Source organism: Streptomyces sp. NPDC004051, assembly GCF_053604275.1.
Genome location: NZ_JBSGHG010000015.1, coordinates 50,648 through 68,454, shown reverse-complemented (window position 1 = coordinate 68,454; position 17,807 = coordinate 50,648). Strand labels below are relative to the sequence as shown.

Below are 17,807 nucleotides of genomic sequence, written 5' to 3'. Positions count from 1 at the left end.
GTCGCGCCGCCTTCCCCCCACAGTGAGCAACAGCCCGAGAATAGACCGGGCGAGGGCCGGGGTGACCAGGGCTTCCTCTACGGTTCCGTAACAGGCGGGCCCAGTTCGTCGAACACGGCGGAGAGGCGTTCCAGCGCGTGGACCGCCTGTGCGAACTCCGCCTCGCCGAACGCCTCCGCCCGCCGCGCCGGCCGCGCCCCAGTCCCTCGTCGCGACGGCCGTCGGCGCTCCGCCGTCGACACCCTGTCGCGGAAGGCTGCGGCCCGCGGACGGGCCGCCGATGCCGCGCGGCCGGCGCCACGGCCTACCCTCGGCGCCATGACTCCTCAGCCGAACCCCGAGGCCGGGGCCGCCGTGAAGGCCGCCGACCGTGCGCACGTCTTCCACTCCTGGTCCGCGCAGGAGCTCATCGACCCGCTCGCCGTCGCCGGGGCGCAGGGGTCGTACTTCTGGGACTACGACGGTCGGCGCTACCTCGACTTCACCAGCGGCCTCGTCTACACCAACATCGGCTACCAGCACCCGAAGGTCGTCGCCGCGATCCAGGAGCAGGCCGCGCGGATGACGACGTTCGCGCCCGCGTTCGCCGTCGAGGCGCGGTCGGAGGCGGCGCGGCTGATCGCCGAGCGGACGCCGGGGGACCTCGACAAGATCTTCTTCACCAACGGGGGCGCGGACGCCGTCGAGCACGCCGTGCGCATGGCGCGGCTACACACCGGGCGGCCCAAGGTGCTCTCCGCGTACCGCTCGTACCACGGCGGCACCCAGCAGACCGTGAACCTCACCGGTGACCCGCGCCGCTGGGCCTCCGACAGCGGCACGGCCGGGGTCGTGCGCTTCTGGGCGCCCTTCCTGTACCGCTCCCGCTTCTACGCCGAGACCGAGGAGCAGGAGTGCGCGCGGGCGCTCGAGCACCTGGAGGCGACGATCACCTTCGAGGGGCCGTCGACGATCGCGGCGATCGTCCTGGAGACCGTTCCGGGCACGGCGGGGATCATGCCGCCGCCGCCCGGTTACCTCGCCGGGGTCCGCGAGCTGTGCGACACGTACGGCATCGTCTTCGTCCTGGACGAGGTCATGGCCGGGTTCGGCCGGACCGGCACGTGGTTCGCGGCGGACCTGTACGACGTCGTGCCGGATCTGATGACCTTCGCGAAGGGCGTGAACTCCGGGTACGTGCCGCTCGGCGGCGTCGCGATCTCCGGGGCGATCGCCGACACGTTCGGGAAGCGGCCGTACCCGGGCGGGCTGACGTACTCCGGGCATCCGCTGGCCTGCGCCGCGGCTGTCGCGACGATCGAGGTCATGACCGAGGAGGGCGTCGTCGAGAACGCGGCACGGCTCGGCACGTCGGTGGTCGGGCCCGCGCTGCACGAGCTCGCGGAGCGGCACCCCAGTGTGGGCGAGGTCCGCGGGGTCGGCATGTTCTGGGCGCTGGAACTGGTGCGGAACCGGGAGACCCGGGAGCCCCTGGTGCCGTACAACGCGGCCGGCGAGGCGAACGCCCCCATGGCCGCGTTCGCGGCGGCCGCGAAGGCGGGCGGGCTGTGGCCCTTCGTGAACATGAACCGCACCCATGTGGTGCCGCCGTGCACCATCACCGAGGCCGAGCTGAAGGAGGGCCTGGCGGCACTGGACTCGGCCCTGTCGGTGGCGGACGAACACGTGGAGTGACCCGGGCGCCCGGGCCCGCCGGGAGCGCGCCGAGGGCCCGTTGGGGCTGCCGGCCCCGGCGGGCGCTCGAACAGGTGCGGGAAAAGTGAACGCGTAGGGTGGCGGAACCGTGGACAGATGTGTGCACGCCGTTCGAACGCGATGAGGGAGACGCCCGACCATGCCCGGCACCAGCGGCACCGGAGCGGTGACCCGCAGCACGCTGCGGCAGCAGATCGCCGACGCGCTCCGTGACGAGGTGCTGGCCGGGCGGCTCCAGCCGGGGCAGGAGTTCACCGTCAGGGAGATCGCCGACCAGTACGGGGTCTCCGCGACCCCGGTGCGGGAGGCGCTGGTCGACCTGTCGGCGCAGGGACTGCTCGACGCCGACCAGCACCGGGGATTCCGGGTGCAGGAGTACTCCGTCGACGACTTCCGCGACATGATCGAGGCCCGCGGTCTGGTGGTCGACGGGATGTTCCACGCCCTGATCGACCCCGACGGGCGCCTGTCCTCCCTGCGGCCCGAGGAGCCCCGGATCGCCGCCGCGCTCGCCGGGGTCCGGCGGCGCGGCGAGGAGGCGCAGCGCTCGGCCCTCGCCGGGGACCTGACCGTTCTGATCGGCTACGACCTGCGCTTCTGGCGCGAGCTCGGGGCCCTGTTCGGCAACCCCTACCTCACCGCCTTCCTGCACCGGCTCCGGGTGCAGACCTGGGTGTGCGCGGTGCAGCACCTGCGCCGGCTGCCCGATCTGCGGGGACGGCTGTGGTCCGAGCACACCGATCTGGTCGATTCCCTGTCGCGCCGCGACACCGCTTCCGCGCGCGCGATCATCGACTCGTACAACGCCCACTCCCTGAGCCTCATCCGACGGATCCCCCCGGACTGACCGGGGCCGGGGCGCGGCGCCCGCGGTGTCTGTGTTCGTATGGACAGGGGACCTGCACGAGGGGAGCCGCCCCCGCCCCGCGCCGATACCCTTTTCTTCCCTGACGACCTACGTGTCTTCGACCCTGTGTCTTCGACCCCGTGTCTTCGACCTACGTGCTGTGCGAGGAGCCCTCTTGGCCTGTGACCTGTGGCTGGTACCGCTCGTCGACGTGTTGTGCCACACGCCCGACAATCCGTTCGCCGAGGAGATCGCGCAGTACAACAAGGTGCTCGCCGAGGCCGGACTGCCGCCGGTGCCGGTGTACCAGTACATGCCGGGGCTGTCCGGTGAGGTCGCCCCGGTCGCGGGCTTCGACTACGACGCGCTGCACTTCCTGCGGCGCGCCTACCTGCTCCAGGTGTCCGGGCTGCCGGTCACGCCGGTGGGCGAACTGGGCGGTGACTACGAGCAGTTGCTGGAGATGTTCGAGGCGACGGCCCAGCGGTCGCACCTGGTCTGGCACTACGACCACGCCGGGGCGTACGTCCCCGTGGACTTCCCGACCCCGCTCTCCAGCGACGAACTCCTCGCCGGCGGCGGCCCGCTGGGCTCCTCCCACGCGCTGCTGCGGGAACTGGAACTCGTCGCCCCGGCCCTCGGCATCGACCCCGCGAACCCGCCGGCCACGCCGGACCCCCCGCAGGGGCCGACCGAGCTGGAGGAGCCCGCCGTCCCGCCCCCGTACGACCCCAGCCCCTTCGCCCGCGAACGCCACGTCTGGCTCGGCCTGCACGCGGCCGCGACCCGGAGCCTGGCCCAGGGCTCGATGATCGTCTTCAGCTGACCCCGGGCGTGCACGGGCTCGCCCCGGACTCCCCGGATCCCCCGGATCCCCGGAGACGGGAACGTCCCGGTGACCCTGGACGGGTCACCGGGACGTCGGGGTGCGCCGGAGTGCGGCAGCGCCGGTCCTACAGGAACGAGTTGATCTCGATCGTCTCGTCGCGGCCCGGGCCCACGCCGATCGCGGAGATCGGGGCGCCGGACATCTCCTCCAGCGCCTTGACGTAGGCCTGGGCGTTCTTCGGGAGGTCGGAGAAGGACTTCGCCCCGGTGATGTCCTCGGACCAGCCGGGGAGCATCTCGTAGACCGGCTTCGCGTGGTGGAAGTCCGTCTGGGAGTAGGGGAGCTCCTCGACGCGCCTGCCGTCGATCTCGTAGGCCACGCAGACCGGGATCTGCTCCCAGCCGGTGAGGACGTCGAGCTTGGTGAGGAAGAAGTCGGTCAGGCCGTTGACGCGGGTCGCGTAGCGGGCGATGACCGCGTCGAACCAGCCGCAGCGGCGGTCGCGGCCGGTGGTGACGCCCCGCTCGCCGCCGATGGTGCGCAGTGCCTCGCCGTCCGCGTCGAACAGCTCGGTCGGGAACGGGCCGGCGCCGACGCGGGTCGTGTACGCCTTGAGGATGCCGATGACCCGGCTGATCTTCGTCGGGCCCACGCCGGCGCCCGTGCAGGCGCCGCCCGCGGTCGGGTTGGACGAGGTGACGAAGGGGTACGTGCCGTGGTCGATGTCGAGCAGGGTGCCCTGGCCGCCCTCGAAGAGGACCACCTTGTCCTGCTCCAGCGCCTCGTTGAGGACCAGGACGGTGTCGGTGACGTAGGGCGCCAGCTTGTCCGCGTAGCCCAGCAGCTCCTCGACCACCTGGTCCACGGCGATCGCGCGCCGGTTGTAGAACTTGGTGAGCATCTGGTTCTTGACGTCGAGCGCCGCCTCGACCTTCTGGGTGAGGATCGACTCGTCGTACAGGTCCTGGACCCGGATGCCGACGCGGTTGATCTTGTCGGCGTAGGTCGGGCCGATGCCGCGACCGGTCGTCCCGATCTTGCGCTTGCCGAGGAAGCGTTCCGTCACCTTGTCGACGGTCACGTTGTACGGCGTGATGATGTGCGCGTTGCCGCTGAGCAGGAGCTTGGACGTGTCGACGCCCCGCTCGTTCAGCCCACTCAGCTCGGAGAGCAGGACGGAGGGGTCGACGACGACGCCGTTGCCGATGACCGGAGTGCAACCGGGGGACAGGATTCCGGAAGGGAGCAGGTGGAGTGCGTACTTCTGGTCACCCACGACTACCGTGTGGCCGGCGTTGTTGCCGCCTTGGTAGCGCACCACGTAGTCGACGGAACCTCCGAGCAGGTCCGTCGCCTTTCCCTTGCCTTCGTCACCCCACTGAGCACCGAGCAGCACAAGTGCGGGCACGCGCGTACACCCCTTCCGGGCGGGGCATGTCCAGGGTCAGGGGCGTACGCGGTGGATCTCCGCCGCGTGCACCGCGACCACCGTTGGCCGCCAACCGTCGGACCGGGTGCCCCGGAATAGACGAAGCCCCTGCGCAAAAGTGCAAAGGGGCTCTTGCACAAAGATGCTACCCGAGGAAGCGAGGCATGGCCGAGGTGGCGACTTCCCCGACGTCCGATCAGCTCCTGGTGGTCATCGATCCGGTCGCCCGCCGCAGGGACGGCGAGTCCGTGCGCATCGCGAAAGACGTGCTCAGCGGGGGTGCGAGCACGAAGGTCTGCCTGCCGGAGGGGCCGGAGGAGTTCGCCCGCGCGCTGGCCCGGCTGGGCCCCCGGCGGCCGGTGGTGATCGGCGACGACCGGGCCCTGATGCGGGCGGTGGAGGTGCTGCACCGGCAGCGCGAGCTGACCGGCTGCGCGCTGTCCCTGGTGCCGGTCGGCGGCACGCTGTCCCTCGCCCGGTCGCTGGGAGTGCCCACGGGCACGGTGGCGGCGGCGCGGGCCGCGTTGGACGGCGCCGAGCGGCGGCTGGACCTGCTGGTGGACGACAGCGACGGCGTGGTGCTCGGCGCGGTGCGGATCCCGCCGGTCGGGGGTGTGACGCCGGTACGGGAGACGGTCGGCGGGGTGGGGCGCCCCTGGCTGCAGACGTGCCGGTCCCTGGTACGGACCCTGGTGCCGGCCCGGCCGTCCGAGCTCGCTCACGTCGCCGAGGCGCACCCCTCCCGGCTGCGGGTGGAGGTCGACGGGGAGACCCTGGTCGACCTGCACCAGCCGGTGGAGGCCGTGTCCGTCGTCCCGGGCGCCTCCGGGACGGCCAGGGTCGAGGTGCGTCCGGCGTCGGTGGGCGCGGAGGCGTCCCCGCTGCTGGCGGAGGGGCACACGGTGACGGTCTCGGGCGCCCATTTCCGCTACCGCGCGGACGCGGTGGTGTCGGGACCGGTACGGACCCGGACGTGGGTGGTGCTGGAGGGGGCCCTGGGGCTGACCCTGCCGAAGAGCTGACCGACCGGCTCAGGGGGCCTTGAAGTCGGTCGTGTCCAGCAGGCAGTCGAACGGCTGGGGGATCGGCAGCTTCTCGCCGAACGGCTTGGAGCAGCGAGCCTCGTAGCCCTTGGCCGAGGGCATCGAGAAGACCGTGGCCTGCTCCTCCTGCATGTCGAGGAGCAGGTAGACGGGGACACCCGCCCTTCCGTACGCCTCGACCTTGTCGGTCAGGTCGTCGTCCCGGGTGGAGGAGGAGGTCAACTCGGCGACGAAGGACAGGGCCTCACCGTCCAAGTGGTTACTGGTGATCCGGCTGATGCTCCGATGCGCCACGTGAATGTCCGGGCCGTACGCCCGCTCCACTCCCGGAAACACGTACAGGAACGGGCCGTAACTGATCCGGTGCTCTTCGGGCAGATGCTGCCGAAGCTGTTCACACACCAGTTCCATGACGTCGAGGTAGTACCCCTTCGACCACGGCGACACGACGATGTTCCCCCTGATGATCTCGGCTTTGTAGCCGTCGGGCACGTCCAGCTCGTCGAGGGTGTCCAGCAGCTCCTCGAAGTCGTGGGGCTCGGTGCCGCTTATCATCGGTCGCTCTGCCATGACTGTCATGATGCGCCCTCCCTTTGATGCGGACCAGTCGCCACTCAGCGTAGCCGATCACTCACGTAACCGTGACCGACTTCCGCACCTACGCCCCACCCCGCCCGAAGCGCTCCTCCCGCTGCACGCGCCAGCGCGCCATCATCCCCTCGACCTCCTTCTCCACGAACTCGAAGAAGGCCAGGGTCTCCGCCAGCCGACGACCCGCCGGGGTGCCGGGCCCCAGGCCGGTGACGCCCTCGCGCAGGGCGTCCTCCCAGCGCCGGATGACGGCCTCGCGGTTGGTCAGGGCCTCGTACCACTGGTCGCCGCGCACGCGGTACCGCTCCCGGCGCGAGCCGGGCTCGCGCTCGCGGGAGACCATGTGCTGCTGCGCCAGGTAGCGCACCGCGCCGGAGACCGCGGCGGGCGAGACCCGCAGCCGTTCCCCCAGTTCCGCGGAGGTCATGACGCCGGTGTCGGAGGAGAGCAGGGCGGCGAAGACCCGGGCGGGCATGCGCGGCAGTCCGGCCTCCACCAACTGCGCCGCGAAGTGCTCGACGAACCGTGAGACGGCCTCCGGGTCCCGGTCCGTCGTACTCGGTTCCGCCATGCCCCGATCATCTCCCCTGTTCAGACACCGTTCGCCAGTCTAGCCGTCGTTCATACGGTTCCTTAACTTCACAAAATTCTGAAGAAAATGTACGTTCGTCGTCATGACGAAGGCCATCACCGTGTCCGGACTCCACAAGTCGTTCGGTCGCACGCGCGCGCTCGACGGTCTCGACCTGGACGTCGAGTCCGGCGAGGTCCACGGCTTCCTGGGCCCGAACGGCTCCGGCAAGTCCACCACCCTCCGCGTCCTGCTCGGTCTGCTGCGTGCCGACTCGGGCGCCGCCCGGGTGCTCGGCCGCGATCCGTGGGCGGACGCCGTGGAGCTGCACCGCCGCCTCGCCTATGTCCCCGGCGACGTCGAACTGTGGCCGAACCTCACCGGCGGCGAGGCCATCGACCTGCTGGCGCGGCTCCGCGGCGGCCTGGACAGGAAACGGCGCACCGAGCTCGTCGAGCGCTTCGACCTGGACCCGACCAAGAAGGGCCGCGCCTACTCCAAGGGCAACCGGCAGAAGGTCGCCATCGTCGCCGCGCTCGCCTCCGACGCCGAGCTGCTGCTCCTCGACGAGCCGACCGCGGGACTGGACCCGCTCATGGAGGTCGTCTTCCAGGACGTCATCGGCGAGGCCAAGGCGGCCGGCAGGACCGTCCTGCTCTCCAGCCACATCCTGGCCCAGGTGGAGAAGCTCGCCGACCGGGTGAGCATCATCCGGCTGGGCCGCACCGTCCAGTCCGGCACCCTCGGCGAGCTGCGCCACCTGACCCGCACCACCATCGAGGCGGAGACCGAGCGCCCCGCCACGGGTCTCGCCGAACTGCCCGGCGTGCACGGCCTGCAGACCCTCGACGAGGCCACCGGCCGGATCCGTTTCGCCGTCGACGGCGGCCGGGTCGACGCGGCGGTCCGCAGGCTCACCGAGTGCGGAATCCGCAGCCTCGTCAGCCACCCGCCGACCCTGGAGGAGCTGATGCTCCGCCACTACGGCAGCGAACTCGCCGCCAACGGGCACGGCGCCGGGCGCACCGGGCGCACCGACGAGCAGGCCGAGCAGGCCGAACAGGCCGGGCAGCGTACGAACGGAGACCCGCGATGACCACCGCGACCGCCGCCCCCGAGGCGCCGGCCCCCGCCGGACCGGCCGCGGGCGGCAACGCGCTGGCCGGGACCCGGACGCTGATCCGCTTCGCCCTGCGCCGCGACCGGATCCGGCTCCCGGTGTGGATCCTGGCCCTGTTCCTCGGCACGCTCGCCACGGCGAACAGCTTCACCACGCTCTACGGCTCCCCGGAGGACCGGGCGAACGCCGTCCGGAGCATGGACAGCCCGGCCGGCCTCGCCATGTCCGGCCCCCGCCACTACCTCGACGACTACGGCTTCGGCTCCATGCTGAGCCACCAGATGCTCGGTTTCATGGCCGTCCTGGTCGGCCTCATGAGCGTGCTGGTCATCACCCGGCACACCCGTGCCGAGGAGGAGACCGGCCGCGCCGAGCTGGTGCGCTCGACGGTGGTGGGCCGCCACGCCCACCTCGCCGCCGCCCTGTCCGTCGCGGTCCTGGCCAACCTCGCCCTCGCCCTGCTGCTGGCCTTCGGCCTGGCCGGCCTGGGGACGGAGGGCATCGACACGGCGGGCTCGCTGCTCTACGGCTTCGCCCACGCCGCCGTCGGCCTCGTCTTCGCCGCCGTCGCCGCGGTCACCGTCCAGTTCACCGCGCACACCCGCGGCGCGTCCGGCACGGCGCTCGCGGTCATCGGCCTCGCCTACGTGCTGCGCGCCGCCGGCGACAGCGGCGCGAACGACGCCCTGTCCTGGCTGTCCCCGATCGGCTGGGTGCAGCGCAGCTACCCGTACGTCGACGACCGCTGGTGGCCGCTGCTGCTCTGCCTGGTGTTCGCGGTGGTGTGCGCGGCGGCGGGTTTCGTGCTCTCCACCCGCCGCGACGTGGGCGCGGGCCTGCGCCCGGAGAAGCTGGGCAGCCCCACGGCCTCCGACGCGCTCGCCACACCGCTCGGCCTCGCCCTGCGGCTGCACCGCGGCACGCTGATCGGCTTCGGCGCGGGCCTGTTCCTGATGGGCGCGATGTACGGGTCGATCCTCGGGGACGCCGAGGAGATGCTGGAGGGCATCGACGAGATCCAGGAGGCCCTGGCCCGCCTCGGCGGGGCGGGCATCGCCGAGTCCTTCGCCTCCATGGTCATGGTCGTCCTCGCGGTCGTGGCGGCGGTGTACGTCGTCATGGCGGCGCTGCGGCCCCGCTCCGAGGAGACGGCGGGCCGCGCCGAACCCCTCCTCGCCACCGGCCTCTCCCGCACCCGCTGGGTCGGCGGCCACCTGGCCGTGGCCATGGGCGGCGGCACGGTCGTGCTGCTGCTGGCCGGGCTCGGCTTCGGCGTCGCGGGCGCGGCCTCGACCGGGGACGGCTCGCTGCTCCCGAAGCTGGTGGGGGCGGCCCTCGCCTACGCACCCGCCCTGTGGGTCACGGTCGGCGTGGCCGTGGTGCTCTTCGGCTGGTTCCCGCGGGCGAGCCAGGCGGCCTGGATCGTGCCGGTGTACGCCTTCGTGGTCGGCTACCTCGGCCAGATCCTCCGGTTCCCGGGCTGGATGAACAACCTCTCCCCCTTCGGCCACGTCCCCCGGCTCCCCGCCGCGGACATGGACTGGCTCCCCCTGCTCCTGCTCTCCCTCACCGCCGCCGGCCTGGTGTGGCTGGGCCTGACGGGCTTCCGCCGCCGGGACCTGGAGACGAAGTGACCGCGCCGCGGGCCCTGCCCGATGGAACGGCGGCCTCGCCGTGGGCGGCGCCGGGGCACTCGCTCACGCTCCGGGGAGGACACACCGTCCCGAAACCGTGAGCACTTCGGCCATGACTGTCCCGATCGCGCTCATTTGAGCGCCTAAGTGACACATGGCCGCCGAGTGCTCACGGTTTTCGGCAAGGTACCCGTCTCCGGCTCCGCGGCCCCGGGTGGCGGGTGACGGATGACGGGTGACGGGCTCAGAGCTCGACCGTCAGTCCCTCCAGGCCCCGGATCACGAAGTTCGGCTTGCGCTTCGGTTCCTCCGCCAGGCGCAGCGTCGGGGTCTGCTCCAGCAACGCCGTCATGGACGCGGCGAGTTCGATACGGGCCAGGGGTGCGCCGATGCAGTAGTGGATGCCGGCGCTGAAGGAGATGTGCGGGTTGTCCGCGCGGGTGAGGTCCAGGCGGGCGGGGTCGGCGAACACGGCCGGGTCGTGGTTGGCGGAACCGAAGAGCATGGCGATCTCCGCGCCCCGGGGGATCACCGTGCCGTCGATCTCGATGTCGTCCAGGACCCAGCGCTCGAAGAGCTGGAGCGGGGTGTCGTAGCGCATCAGCTCCTCCACCGCCGTGGGGACCAGGGAGTGGTCCGCGCGGAGGGCGGCCAACTGGTCCGGGTTCCGGAACAGCGCCCACCAGCCGTTGACCGTGGAGTTCACCGTCGCCTCGTGGCCCGCGTTCAGCAGCAACACACAGGTGGAGATCATCTCCTGCTCGGTGAGCCGGTCGTCGTCCTCGTCGTGGGCCGCGATCAGCCCCGAGATCAGGTCGTCGCCGGGCTTCGCGCGACGCTCGGCGATCAGCTCCCGCAGGTACTCCGAGAACTCGACCGAGGCCCGGACGGCCTTCTCCGCCGACTCCCCCGACGGGTTCAGCTCGTACATCCCGCAGATCTCCGCCGACCAGGGGCGCAGCGGGGCCCGGTCGGACTCCGGGATGCCCAGCATCTCGGCGATCACCGCGACCGGCAGCGGTTCGGCGACGTCCGTCAGCAGGTCACCGCCGCCGGCGTCGACCAGCGCGGCCACCAGGTCGCCCGCCAGTCCCTCGACGTACGGCTTCAGCCGCTCCACCGTGCGCGGGGTGAACGCCTTCGACACCAGGCGCCGGATCCGGGTGTGGTCCGGCGGCTCCAGGTCGAGCATGCCGTGGTCGTTGAGGGTGTGGAACGGCTCCTGCTCCGGCGGCGGAGCCGTCCGGCCGAACTCCTCGTGGGTGAAGCGGTGCTGGTACGTCCGCCCCAGCCGCCGGTCGCGCAGCAGCGCCGAGACGTCCGCGTGGTGCGGCACCAGCCACTGGTTCGTCGGCTCGAACCAGTGCACCCGCCCCCGCTCCCGCAGCTCGGCGTAGCCGGCATACGGATCGGCGACGAACGCCGGGTCCCAGGGGTCGAACACGAGGTCGGTTTCAGCCATCATGCCCGGACCATAAGCCGCCGACCGGCCCTGTGCCCAGAGCCCTCGGTAGGGTCGTGGCCGAGCATTGTCACCTGGGGAGATCCGAGGATGCACGGGACAGTCACGGCCGTCAGCAGCAACGGCGCGTACTCGTTCACCAAGCCGAACCGGGACAGCATCACGCTGCTCGCCGGGCTCGGGGTCGAGGGGGACGTACATGCCGGCGTCACGGTCAAGCACCGCTCGCGGGTCGCGCAGGACCCCACCCAGCCGAACCTGCGCCAGGTCCACCTCATCCATGAGGAGCTCTTCGCCGAGGTCGGTGCGGAGGGATTCGAGGTGGCGCCCGGTGACCTCGGCGAGAACATCACCACCCGGGGCGTCGACCTGCTCGGCCTGCCGGTCGGCACGCTGCTGCGCATCGGCGACGACGCGGTGCTGGAGGTGACCGGCCTGCGCAATCCCTGCCTGCAGATCGACACCTTCCAGGACGGACTGCTGAAGCAGGTCGTCGGCCGCGACGAAGCCGGAAACCTCGTACGCAAGGCCGGAATCATGAGCATCGTGAAGGAGGGCGGCGTGGTGCGCCCGGGCGACGTGATCGAAGCAGAACTCCCCAGCGGATCGCACCGGCCTCTGGACCGGGTCTGACTCACAGGCCGCCACACCCACGCCGCGGTCGGCCTGCCCCAGCTCACCCGCCTATCCGCGCGACCTCTTGACCGACTCTATGAAGGCGCCGAAGGAGCGGGCGGGGAAGGAGAGAGTGGCGCGGGCGGGTGCCTTGGAGTCGCGGATGGCTATACGGGGGTGCGCTTCCGCTATCTCGACGCAGGTGTCGCCGTCACCGCCGCTTGAATAGGTGGACTTCCGCCAGTTCAGGGCCTCGGTCATCGTGCGCCTCACATCTCCTTCGCCAGCCGGTGGATGACGTCTCGCGACGCCACAGGCTCCAGCGCCGCGCTCTCCACCTTATGGAACAACGCACGGAGCCATTTCAGTTGGGCCTGTGCATCGCAGAAGACGACACCCGTGGGCGAATCACGCAGCCCCGTGTCCAGTTGGGGAACCGGGCCACCGAGGTACACCATCGAAGCTCCAGCCCCCGCGAAGCCTTCGAAGTCGACGGGGACGACACGCACCGTGGCATGCCCCTTCTCGATCTCATCCAGGATGAAGCGCAGTTGAGCACGTGACGCCTGGCGATCGACCACATGAACGCGCAGGGCGAATTCATGGATGACCGTTTCGTACGGCGTCGGGCTGTCACGCTCGATGATCACGCGTCGGTTCATCCGGTGCTCCACGCGCGCAGCCACCTCGCTCTCGGAGAGTTCTGGGCGCATGTAGCTGAAGACGGCACGCGCATAGTCCGCGGTCTGCAACAGACCGGGCACGTGCATGACCACCACTTCGCGCAGGTATGTCGCGTGGTGCTCGGCTTCGGCCGTGTCCAGGAACGCCGGCGGCAGGATCCCTCGGTACTCCTCCCACCAACCGCGCGTACGGTCAGTCGCCATGGCCACGAGTGCGTCGATCAACTCGTTGTCCATGCAGGCGCAATGGGCGGCCAAGCGGCGAACGCGCTCCGCGCTGACAGCCGCGATGCCGAGCTCTACGTGACTCATCTGACCCGAGGTCGAGTTCAGTAACGCTGCCACCTCCCGGGCCTTCAGACCGGCAGCCTCGCGCAGCCTGCGCAGTTCTGTTCCCAGGCGCACCTGTCGCGCAGTGGGATTCCTCCTCGGCGGCACGCGCCCTCCCGCTCAACGTCCCTGTAATGGCCCCACATTCGGGTGTCAGGCTACGCCAACCAGTTGCACTGGCACCAATTAGTGCCATACCGTCAGTGACGCGACGCACACGCTGTGGAACGCCGGGGTGCCGGAAGTGCACCGCTTCGTCCTGTCATGACGGCTGCGGCAATGACACCGCCCGGTGGCTGCGACGCCCCTCACCTCACCGAACGGAGTTGCCGCATGCCCGAGGACGAGCCCTGGGAGTACTCCCTGTACATCCCGAACGACCCGCGCGCCGTCACCATCAGTCGCCGTACCCTCCGGCTCGTCCTCACGATGCACGGCCTGATCCGCCTGGTCGACGTCGCCGAACTGCTGGCGACGGAGCTGGTCACCAACGCCGTGACGCACACCAAGGGGCCCGCCGCGCTGCGGGTGCGGTGGGCGGCCGGCGTGCTGCGGATCGGGGCGTGGGACACGGACCCCGAACCGCCGCTCGCTCCCGCCGGGTGGGACGGTGGCGTCACCGAGGAGGACGGCCGAGGGCTCGCCCTCGTCAGGGCCTGCTCCGACCTGTGGGGCTGGCATCCGCTCTCCCGGTTCGGCAACCGGGGCAAGTACGTGTGGTGCGAGCTCTCCGGGCAGCACGATCAGCCCGGTCAGCCCGGTGTCACCAGTCGGGCCTCGTAGGCGAAGACGGCTGCCTGGGTGCGGTCGCGGAGGCCCAGTTTCACCAGGATGCGGCTCACATGGGTCTTGATCGTCGATTCGGCGACCACCAGTCGTCCGGCGATCTCCGCGTTCGACAGGCCCTGCGCGATGAGCACCAGGACCTCCGTCTCCCGCTCGGTCAGGTCGCCGTAGGCCGCGTGCGCGGACGGCATCAGGCGCGGGGCCTCGGAGAGTTTGGAGAACTCGGTGATCAGGCGTTTGGTCACCGTGGGGGCGAGCAGCGCCTCTCCGGACGCGACGATCCTCACCCCGTCGGCGAGTTGGCGGGCCGAGGCGTCCTTGAGGAGGAAGCCGGAGGCGCCCGCGCGCAGCGCCTGGTAGACGTACTCGTCGAGGTCGAAGGTGGTCAGCACCAGCACCTTCGCGGCGCCGTCGGCGGCGACGATCTCGCGGGTCGCCTCGATGCCGTTCAGCTCGGGCATGCGGATGTCCATCAGGACGACGTCGGGGGCGAGTTCGCGGACCCGGTCCACCGCTTCCCGGCCGTTGACGGCCTCGCCGACGACCTCGATGCCCGGCATCGCGTTCAGCAGCACCGAGAAGCCCTCGCGCACCATCATCTGGTCGTCCGCGATCAGGACGCGAATGGTCATGCGTCACCTTCGTTCTCGTTCACCGAGGCGACCGGCAGGAACACCGCGACCTCGTAGCCGCCGTCGTCGGTCGGGCCGGCCGTCATCTCGCCGTTCAGCATGGAGACCCGCTCGCGCATGCCGGTGACGCCGTGCCCGGCGCCGGGCGAGGGCTTCACCAGGTTCGGTGAGGGGGCCGGGCCGTTGACCACACGCAGACCGAGGCCGCCGAGGACGTACCCGATCTCGACCCGGGCGCTCGCTCCCGGCGCGTGCCGCAGGCTGTTGCTCAGCGCCTCCTGCACGATCCTGTACGCCGACAGCTCCACGCCCTGCGGCAGCTCGCGCACCGCGCCGGTCACCACCTTCTCCACGTCCAGACCGGTGTCCCGCACGTTGGCGAGCAGGGCGTCCAGGTCGGCGAGGGTGGGCTGCGGGGCGTCGGGAGCCTCGTAGTCCTCGGCGCGGACCACGCCCAGGACCCGGCGCAGCTCGGTGAGGGCGGCCACCGCGTTCTCGCGGATGGTGGCGAAGGCGCGTTCCAGCTCGGGCGGCGGGTTCTCCACCCGGTAGGGGGCGGCCTCGGCCTGGATGGCGACCACCGACATGTGGTGCGCCACCACGTCGTGCAGCTCGCGGGCGATGGTGGTGCGCTCCTCGAGGAGCGTGCGCCGGGAGCGTTCGTGCGCGGTGACCGTTTGCTGGGCGGTCACCTCCTCCTCGGCCGTCCGTCGGATGTGCCAGACGGAGACCACGAGCAGGGCGATGGCGGAGGTCACCGTCATGGGCGCGCTGTTCGTGTAGTAGTACGGGTCGCTGAACACGACGTCCGAGAGGAAGGCGTACAGGGCGGTCAGGACCCACATCCAGGCGGCGGTGCGGGGCCGGGTGCGGAGCGCCACGACGACCAGCACCACCAGGTGGCCGATGAACGCGCCGGGCATCCACGGCCAGTCGCCCCAGCCGCCGCTCAGTACCGCGGTCACGGGGGTCGCCGCCATCGACAGCCAGAACGCTCCGACCGGCCGGATCAGGGTGGCCAGCACGGGAAGCGCGCAGATCAGGCCGGTCAGCAGGGCCAGCGGACCGCTGTCGGTACCGCCGCCCGCCGCACCGACCCACAGGACGAACAGGGCGGCCAGGGCCACCACCGTGTGCGGAAGCTGCTCCGCGGCGGACCGCAGCCGGCCGGGCAGTCGGCGGGCGATCGGCCCGGAAGCGTCCGTGCGCGGCAGCGGACGATAGGCGAAGGCATCGTGGAACAGGTCCTGGCGCAGCCCGCCCAGGGCTTTCTGGGCCAGCCGGTACTCCGGGCTGCGCGATGTCCCGGCCCCGCCCCCGGGCGGCGCGGACGGTGGCTTCAGGTGAGTCGTCTCGGTCACGCTCACACGGTAGGCCGCCCGGGTGACCGCGGTCGTCCCCGCTGAGACGGGTCCCCGGGCGTCCGTCTCAGGTACTACGCGGGCCGCGCGGACGGCCTGCCGGCCCTCTTTCGGAGGGTCAGTACCCGGATGGAGGGTCAGTACCCGGAGGGGCGGACCAGCCCCGACTCGTACGCGAAGACCGCCGCCTGGGTGCGGTCGCGCAGGCCCAGTTTCACCAGGATGCGGCCGACGTGCGTCTTCACGGTCTGTTCGGCGACCACCAGCCGCAGGGCGATCTCCGCGTTCGACAGGCCCTGCGCGATCAGCGACAGCACCTCCGTCTCGCGTTCGGTGAGGTCGCCCACGCGGTCCCTGAGCGGGGGGCGGGGCCGGGTGTCCAGCCGGGAGAACTCGGCTATCAGGCGGCGGGTGATGCCGGGCGCGAGCAGCGCGTCTCCGGATGCCACCACCCGTACCGCCTCGGCGAGTTGGTCAGAGGAGGCGTCCTTCAGCAGGAAGCCGGAGGCGCCGGCCCGCAGTGCCTCGTACACGTACTCGTCGAGGTCGAAGGTGGTCAGCACCAGCACCCGGATGTGCGGGGTGGCCGTGGTGATGCGGCGGGTGGCCTCGATGCCGCCGAGTTCGGGCATGCGGATGTCCATCAGGACGACGTCCGGGGCGAGTTCGGCGACCTGGGCGACCGCGTCCAGCCCGTCGACCGCCTGGCCGACCACCTCGATGTCGGGGTAGGTGTTCAGCAGCACGGTGAAGCCCTGCCGGACCATCTGCTGGTCGTCGGCGACGAGTACGCGGATCATGCGGGGCCGTTCTGTGGAGGGGGGTCGGAAGCGTGCGGGGCGGAGACCGGGAGGTGGGCCTCGACCTTGTAGCCGTGGCCGGTCCGGGGGCCGGCGGTGAGGGTACCGCCGAGCATCGCGGCCCGTTCCCGCATCCCGAGCAGTCCGTGCCCGGCTCCCGAGGACAGCGGTGCCTCGCGGGTGGGGCGGCTGTTGAGGACCTCGATCCGCAGCCCGTCCCGGTCGTAGGCGAGGCGGACCTGGGCGGTGGCGCCGGGTGCGTGCCGCAGGACGTTGCTCAGCGCCTCCTGCACGATCCTGTACGCCGACAGTTCCACGCCGGGCGGCAGCGGGCGCCGCTCGCCGGTGATCTCGGTGGTGACGGTGAGTCCGGCGGCGCGGGTGTTCTCCACCAGCGCCCCCAGCCGGGCCAGGGTGGGCTGCGGGGCGTGGGGAGCGTGGGGCGCGGTGGCGGAGCCGTCCGGGTGCGGGCCGGGCACGCCCTCGCGATCGCCGGTGCCGCCGGGGTGTTCGGAGCGCAGGACGCCCAGGACGCGGCGGAGTTCGGTCAGCGCGTCGACGGCGTTCTGCCGGATGCCGGCCAGGTTCTCCTTCAGCTCCTCGGACGGGTTCTCCACCAGGTGCGGGGCAACCTGGGCCTGGATGGAGATGACCGACATGTGGTGGGCCACCACGTCGTGCAGTTCGCGGGCGATCCGGCTGCGTTCCTCCAGCAGGGTGCGCCGGGAGCGTTCCTCTGCGGTGAGCGTGGTCTGCTCCACGAGTTCGGCGCGGGCCTCGCGACGGCCGCGCAGGGCGATGCCGAGCACGACCACGACGGTGGACAGGGAGGCGGCGAGCATGCCGGTGGACAAGTAGTCCGGGCCGCCCCAGAGTGCCTGGAAGACATAGGTGAACAGCAAGGTGAGCACCAGGGCCTCGACCGAGACGCGGGTCCGCACGCGCAGCGTGAGCAGCAGCAGGACCAGCAGATGGGCGACGATGCCGGCAGCGGTCCAGGGCCACTGGAAGCCGGCCGCCGGGCCGTGGAGCAGGTGATGGACCGCGACCGCCCCCAGCACCGTGGACCCCAGCGACATCCACCAGGCGGTGATCGGCCGCCACAGCCCGACGATCACGGCGCCGCCCTGTCCGACCGCGACCGCGGTCGCGAAGCCGATCTCCACGTGCCCGTGGTCCCGGAGCTGGGCGAAGCCACCCCCGAAAATCCCGAGTCCGGCCAGACACAACACCCCGTGCGGCAGCCAACGCAGCCACTTGAACGGCGGCAGCGGGTCCGCCCGCGCGGTGCACAGGTCATCGCGCAGCACACGCAGCCAACGCACCACCCGGCCCGCCACCACCCGTCCGAACACCCGCGCGACCCCCGATTCCGTCAT

At 71.4% G+C, this 17,807-nt stretch carries 18 protein-coding genes; 8 read left to right on the top strand and 10 right to left on the bottom strand.

From position 1 onward, the window contains the following. Positions 1 to 318 precede the first annotated feature (318 nt). From ACWEQO_RS17945 to ACWEQO_RS17935, 3 genes are all read left to right on the top strand, one after another. Positions 319 to 1,674, top strand: coding sequence for an aminotransferase class III-fold pyridoxal phosphate-dependent enzyme (locus tag ACWEQO_RS17945; RefSeq protein WP_452984116.1), 1,356 nt, complete (start codon positions 319 to 321; stop codon positions 1,672 to 1,674). A gap of 160 nt (positions 1,675 to 1,834) precedes the next feature. After that, entirely contained in the window at positions 1,835 to 2,542 is a 708-nt protein-coding gene (locus ACWEQO_RS17940; protein WP_452984114.1) for a GntR family transcriptional regulator, read from the top strand. A gap of 175 nt (positions 2,543 to 2,717) precedes the next feature. Then, entirely contained in the window at positions 2,718 to 3,368 is a 651-nt protein-coding gene (locus tag ACWEQO_RS17935; protein WP_361454778.1) for a hypothetical protein, read from the top strand. A 127-nt stretch (positions 3,369 to 3,495) separates the two neighbouring features. Here the strand turns inward: ACWEQO_RS17935 and ACWEQO_RS17930 are convergent, their stop codons facing one another. Next, positions 3,496 to 4,779 carry an adenylosuccinate synthase gene (locus ACWEQO_RS17930; RefSeq protein WP_452984112.1) on the bottom strand — a complete coding sequence of 428 codons (1,284 nt, stop codon included), beginning with the start codon at positions 4,777 to 4,779 and terminating at the stop codon, positions 3,496 to 3,498. 185 nt (positions 4,780 to 4,964) lie between these two features. Here ACWEQO_RS17930 and ACWEQO_RS17925 point away from each other — a divergent pair, with 185 nt between their 5' ends. Continuing rightward, entirely contained in the window at positions 4,965 to 5,822 is an 858-nt protein-coding gene (locus ACWEQO_RS17925) for a diacylglycerol kinase (protein WP_452984110.1), read from the top strand. A gap of 9 nt (positions 5,823 to 5,831) precedes the next feature. On the opposite strand, the gene ACWEQO_RS17920 is transcribed toward ACWEQO_RS17925, so the two are convergent. Both ACWEQO_RS17920 and ACWEQO_RS17915 read right to left on the bottom strand, forming a co-directional pair. Then, on the bottom strand, positions 5,832 to 6,422 hold the full coding sequence (locus ACWEQO_RS17920) for a Uma2 family endonuclease (RefSeq protein WP_452984108.1): 591 nt from the start codon (positions 6,420 to 6,422) through the stop codon (positions 5,832 to 5,834). 79 nt (positions 6,423 to 6,501) lie between these two features. Next, entirely contained in the window at positions 6,502 to 7,005 is a 504-nt protein-coding gene (locus tag ACWEQO_RS17915) for a GbsR/MarR family transcriptional regulator (protein WP_452984106.1), read from the bottom strand. A gap of 103 nt (positions 7,006 to 7,108) precedes the next feature. On the opposite strand from ACWEQO_RS17915, the gene ACWEQO_RS17910 reads away from it, so the two are divergent. Together ACWEQO_RS17910 and ACWEQO_RS17905 are read left to right on the top strand one after the other, a co-directional pair. Further along, positions 7,109 to 8,101 (top strand): ATP-binding cassette domain-containing protein, encoded by a 993-nt coding sequence (locus ACWEQO_RS17910; RefSeq protein ID WP_452984104.1) that lies wholly within the window; start codon positions 7,109 to 7,111, stop codon positions 8,099 to 8,101. Continuing rightward, positions 8,098 to 9,759 (top strand): ABC transporter permease, encoded by a 1,662-nt coding sequence (locus ACWEQO_RS17905; protein ID WP_452984102.1) that lies wholly within the window; start codon positions 8,098 to 8,100, stop codon positions 9,757 to 9,759. Before ACWEQO_RS17910 ends, ACWEQO_RS17905 begins: the two co-directional genes overlap by 4 nt. A gap of 244 nt (positions 9,760 to 10,003) precedes the next feature. Here ACWEQO_RS17905 and ACWEQO_RS17900 read toward each other — a convergent pair whose 3' ends face one another. After that, positions 10,004 to 11,224, bottom strand: a complete 1,221-nt coding sequence (locus ACWEQO_RS17900; RefSeq protein ID WP_452984100.1) for a cytochrome P450 — start codon at positions 11,222 to 11,224, stop codon at positions 10,004 to 10,006. An 87-nt stretch (positions 11,225 to 11,311) separates the two neighbouring features. On the opposite strand from ACWEQO_RS17900, the gene ACWEQO_RS17895 reads away from it, so the two are divergent. Continuing rightward, on the top strand, positions 11,312 to 11,854 hold the full coding sequence (locus ACWEQO_RS17895; protein ID WP_452984098.1) for an MOSC domain-containing protein: 543 nt from the start codon (positions 11,312 to 11,314) through the stop codon (positions 11,852 to 11,854). Positions 11,855 to 11,905: 51 nt separating this feature from the next. Here ACWEQO_RS17895 and ACWEQO_RS17890 read toward each other — a convergent pair whose 3' ends face one another. Continuing rightward, on the bottom strand, positions 11,906 to 12,097 hold the full coding sequence (locus tag ACWEQO_RS17890) for a DUF397 domain-containing protein (protein ID WP_452984096.1): 192 nt from the start codon (positions 12,095 to 12,097) through the stop codon (positions 11,906 to 11,908). An 8-nt stretch (positions 12,098 to 12,105) separates the two neighbouring features. Next, positions 12,106 to 12,957, bottom strand: a complete 852-nt coding sequence (locus ACWEQO_RS17885; protein WP_452984094.1) for a helix-turn-helix domain-containing protein — start codon at positions 12,955 to 12,957, stop codon at positions 12,106 to 12,108. Between the two features lie 225 nt (positions 12,958 to 13,182). On the opposite strand from ACWEQO_RS17885, the gene ACWEQO_RS17880 reads away from it, so the two are divergent. Continuing rightward, the gene (locus ACWEQO_RS17880; RefSeq protein ID WP_452984092.1) at positions 13,183 to 13,632 is read left to right on the top strand and encodes an ATP-binding protein; all 450 of its coding nucleotides are present in this window, start codon (positions 13,183 to 13,185) and stop codon (positions 13,630 to 13,632) included. On the opposite strand, the gene ACWEQO_RS17875 is transcribed toward ACWEQO_RS17880, so the two are convergent. The 4 genes from ACWEQO_RS17875 to ACWEQO_RS17860 all read right to left on the bottom strand — a co-directional run bounded on the left by ACWEQO_RS17875 (position 13,602) and on the right by ACWEQO_RS17860 (position 17,807). Further along, positions 13,602 to 14,267: a response regulator transcription factor gene (locus ACWEQO_RS17875; protein WP_361454742.1), complete on the bottom strand. Its 666-nt coding sequence runs from the start codon at positions 14,265 to 14,267 to the stop codon at positions 13,602 to 13,604. The genes ACWEQO_RS17880 and ACWEQO_RS17875 overlap by 31 nt on opposite strands. Continuing rightward, complete coding sequence (locus tag ACWEQO_RS17870; protein WP_452984090.1) at positions 14,264 to 15,628, bottom strand: sensor histidine kinase; 1,365 nt, start codon at positions 15,626 to 15,628, stop codon at positions 14,264 to 14,266. Before ACWEQO_RS17870 ends, ACWEQO_RS17875 begins: the two co-directional genes overlap by 4 nt. A gap of 137 nt (positions 15,629 to 15,765) precedes the next feature. Further along, positions 15,766 to 16,428 (bottom strand): response regulator transcription factor, encoded by a 663-nt coding sequence (locus ACWEQO_RS17865; RefSeq protein ID WP_361454736.1) that lies wholly within the window; start codon positions 16,426 to 16,428, stop codon positions 15,766 to 15,768. Then, entirely contained in the window at positions 16,425 to 17,807 is a 1,383-nt protein-coding gene (locus ACWEQO_RS17860) for a sensor histidine kinase (RefSeq protein ID WP_452984088.1), read from the bottom strand. Before ACWEQO_RS17860 ends, ACWEQO_RS17865 begins: the two co-directional genes overlap by 4 nt.

Bases quoted from the DNA above. Each gene is read 5' to 3' on its own strand.
- ACWEQO_RS17945 (WP_452984116.1), top strand. From the start codon at position 319: ATGACTCCTCAGCCGAACCCCGAGGCCGGGGCCGCCGTGAAGGCCGCC.
- ACWEQO_RS17940 (WP_452984114.1), top strand. From the start codon at position 1,835: ATGCCCGGCACCAGCGGCACCGGAGCGGTGACCCGCAGCACGCTGCGG.
- ACWEQO_RS17925 (WP_452984110.1), top strand. From the start codon at position 4,965: ATGGCCGAGGTGGCGACTTCCCCGACGTCCGATCAGCTCCTGGTGGTC.
- ACWEQO_RS17920 (WP_452984108.1), bottom strand. From the start codon at position 6,422: ATGACAGTCATGGCAGAGCGACCGATGATAAGCGGCACCGAGCCCCAC.
- ACWEQO_RS17915 (WP_452984106.1), bottom strand. From the start codon at position 7,005: ATGGCGGAACCGAGTACGACGGACCGGGACCCGGAGGCCGTCTCACGG.
- ACWEQO_RS17910 (WP_452984104.1), top strand. From the start codon at position 7,109: ATGACGAAGGCCATCACCGTGTCCGGACTCCACAAGTCGTTCGGTCGC.
- ACWEQO_RS17905 (WP_452984102.1), top strand. From the start codon at position 8,098: ATGACCACCGCGACCGCCGCCCCCGAGGCGCCGGCCCCCGCCGGACCG.
- ACWEQO_RS17900 (WP_452984100.1), bottom strand. From the start codon at position 11,224: ATGATGGCTGAAACCGACCTCGTGTTCGACCCCTGGGACCCGGCGTTC.
- ACWEQO_RS17895 (WP_452984098.1), top strand. From the start codon at position 11,312: ATGCACGGGACAGTCACGGCCGTCAGCAGCAACGGCGCGTACTCGTTC.
- ACWEQO_RS17890 (WP_452984096.1), bottom strand. From the start codon at position 12,097: ATGACCGAGGCCCTGAACTGGCGGAAGTCCACCTATTCAAGCGGCGGT.
- ACWEQO_RS17880 (WP_452984092.1), top strand. From the start codon at position 13,183: ATGCCCGAGGACGAGCCCTGGGAGTACTCCCTGTACATCCCGAACGAC.
- ACWEQO_RS17875 (WP_361454742.1), bottom strand. From the start codon at position 14,267: ATGACCATTCGCGTCCTGATCGCGGACGACCAGATGATGGTGCGCGAG.
- ACWEQO_RS17865 (WP_361454736.1), bottom strand. From the start codon at position 16,428: ATGATCCGCGTACTCGTCGCCGACGACCAGCAGATGGTCCGGCAGGGC.
- ACWEQO_RS17860 (WP_452984088.1), bottom strand. From the start codon at position 17,807: ATGACGGAATCGGGGGTCGCGCGGGTGTTCGGACGGGTGGTGGCGGGC.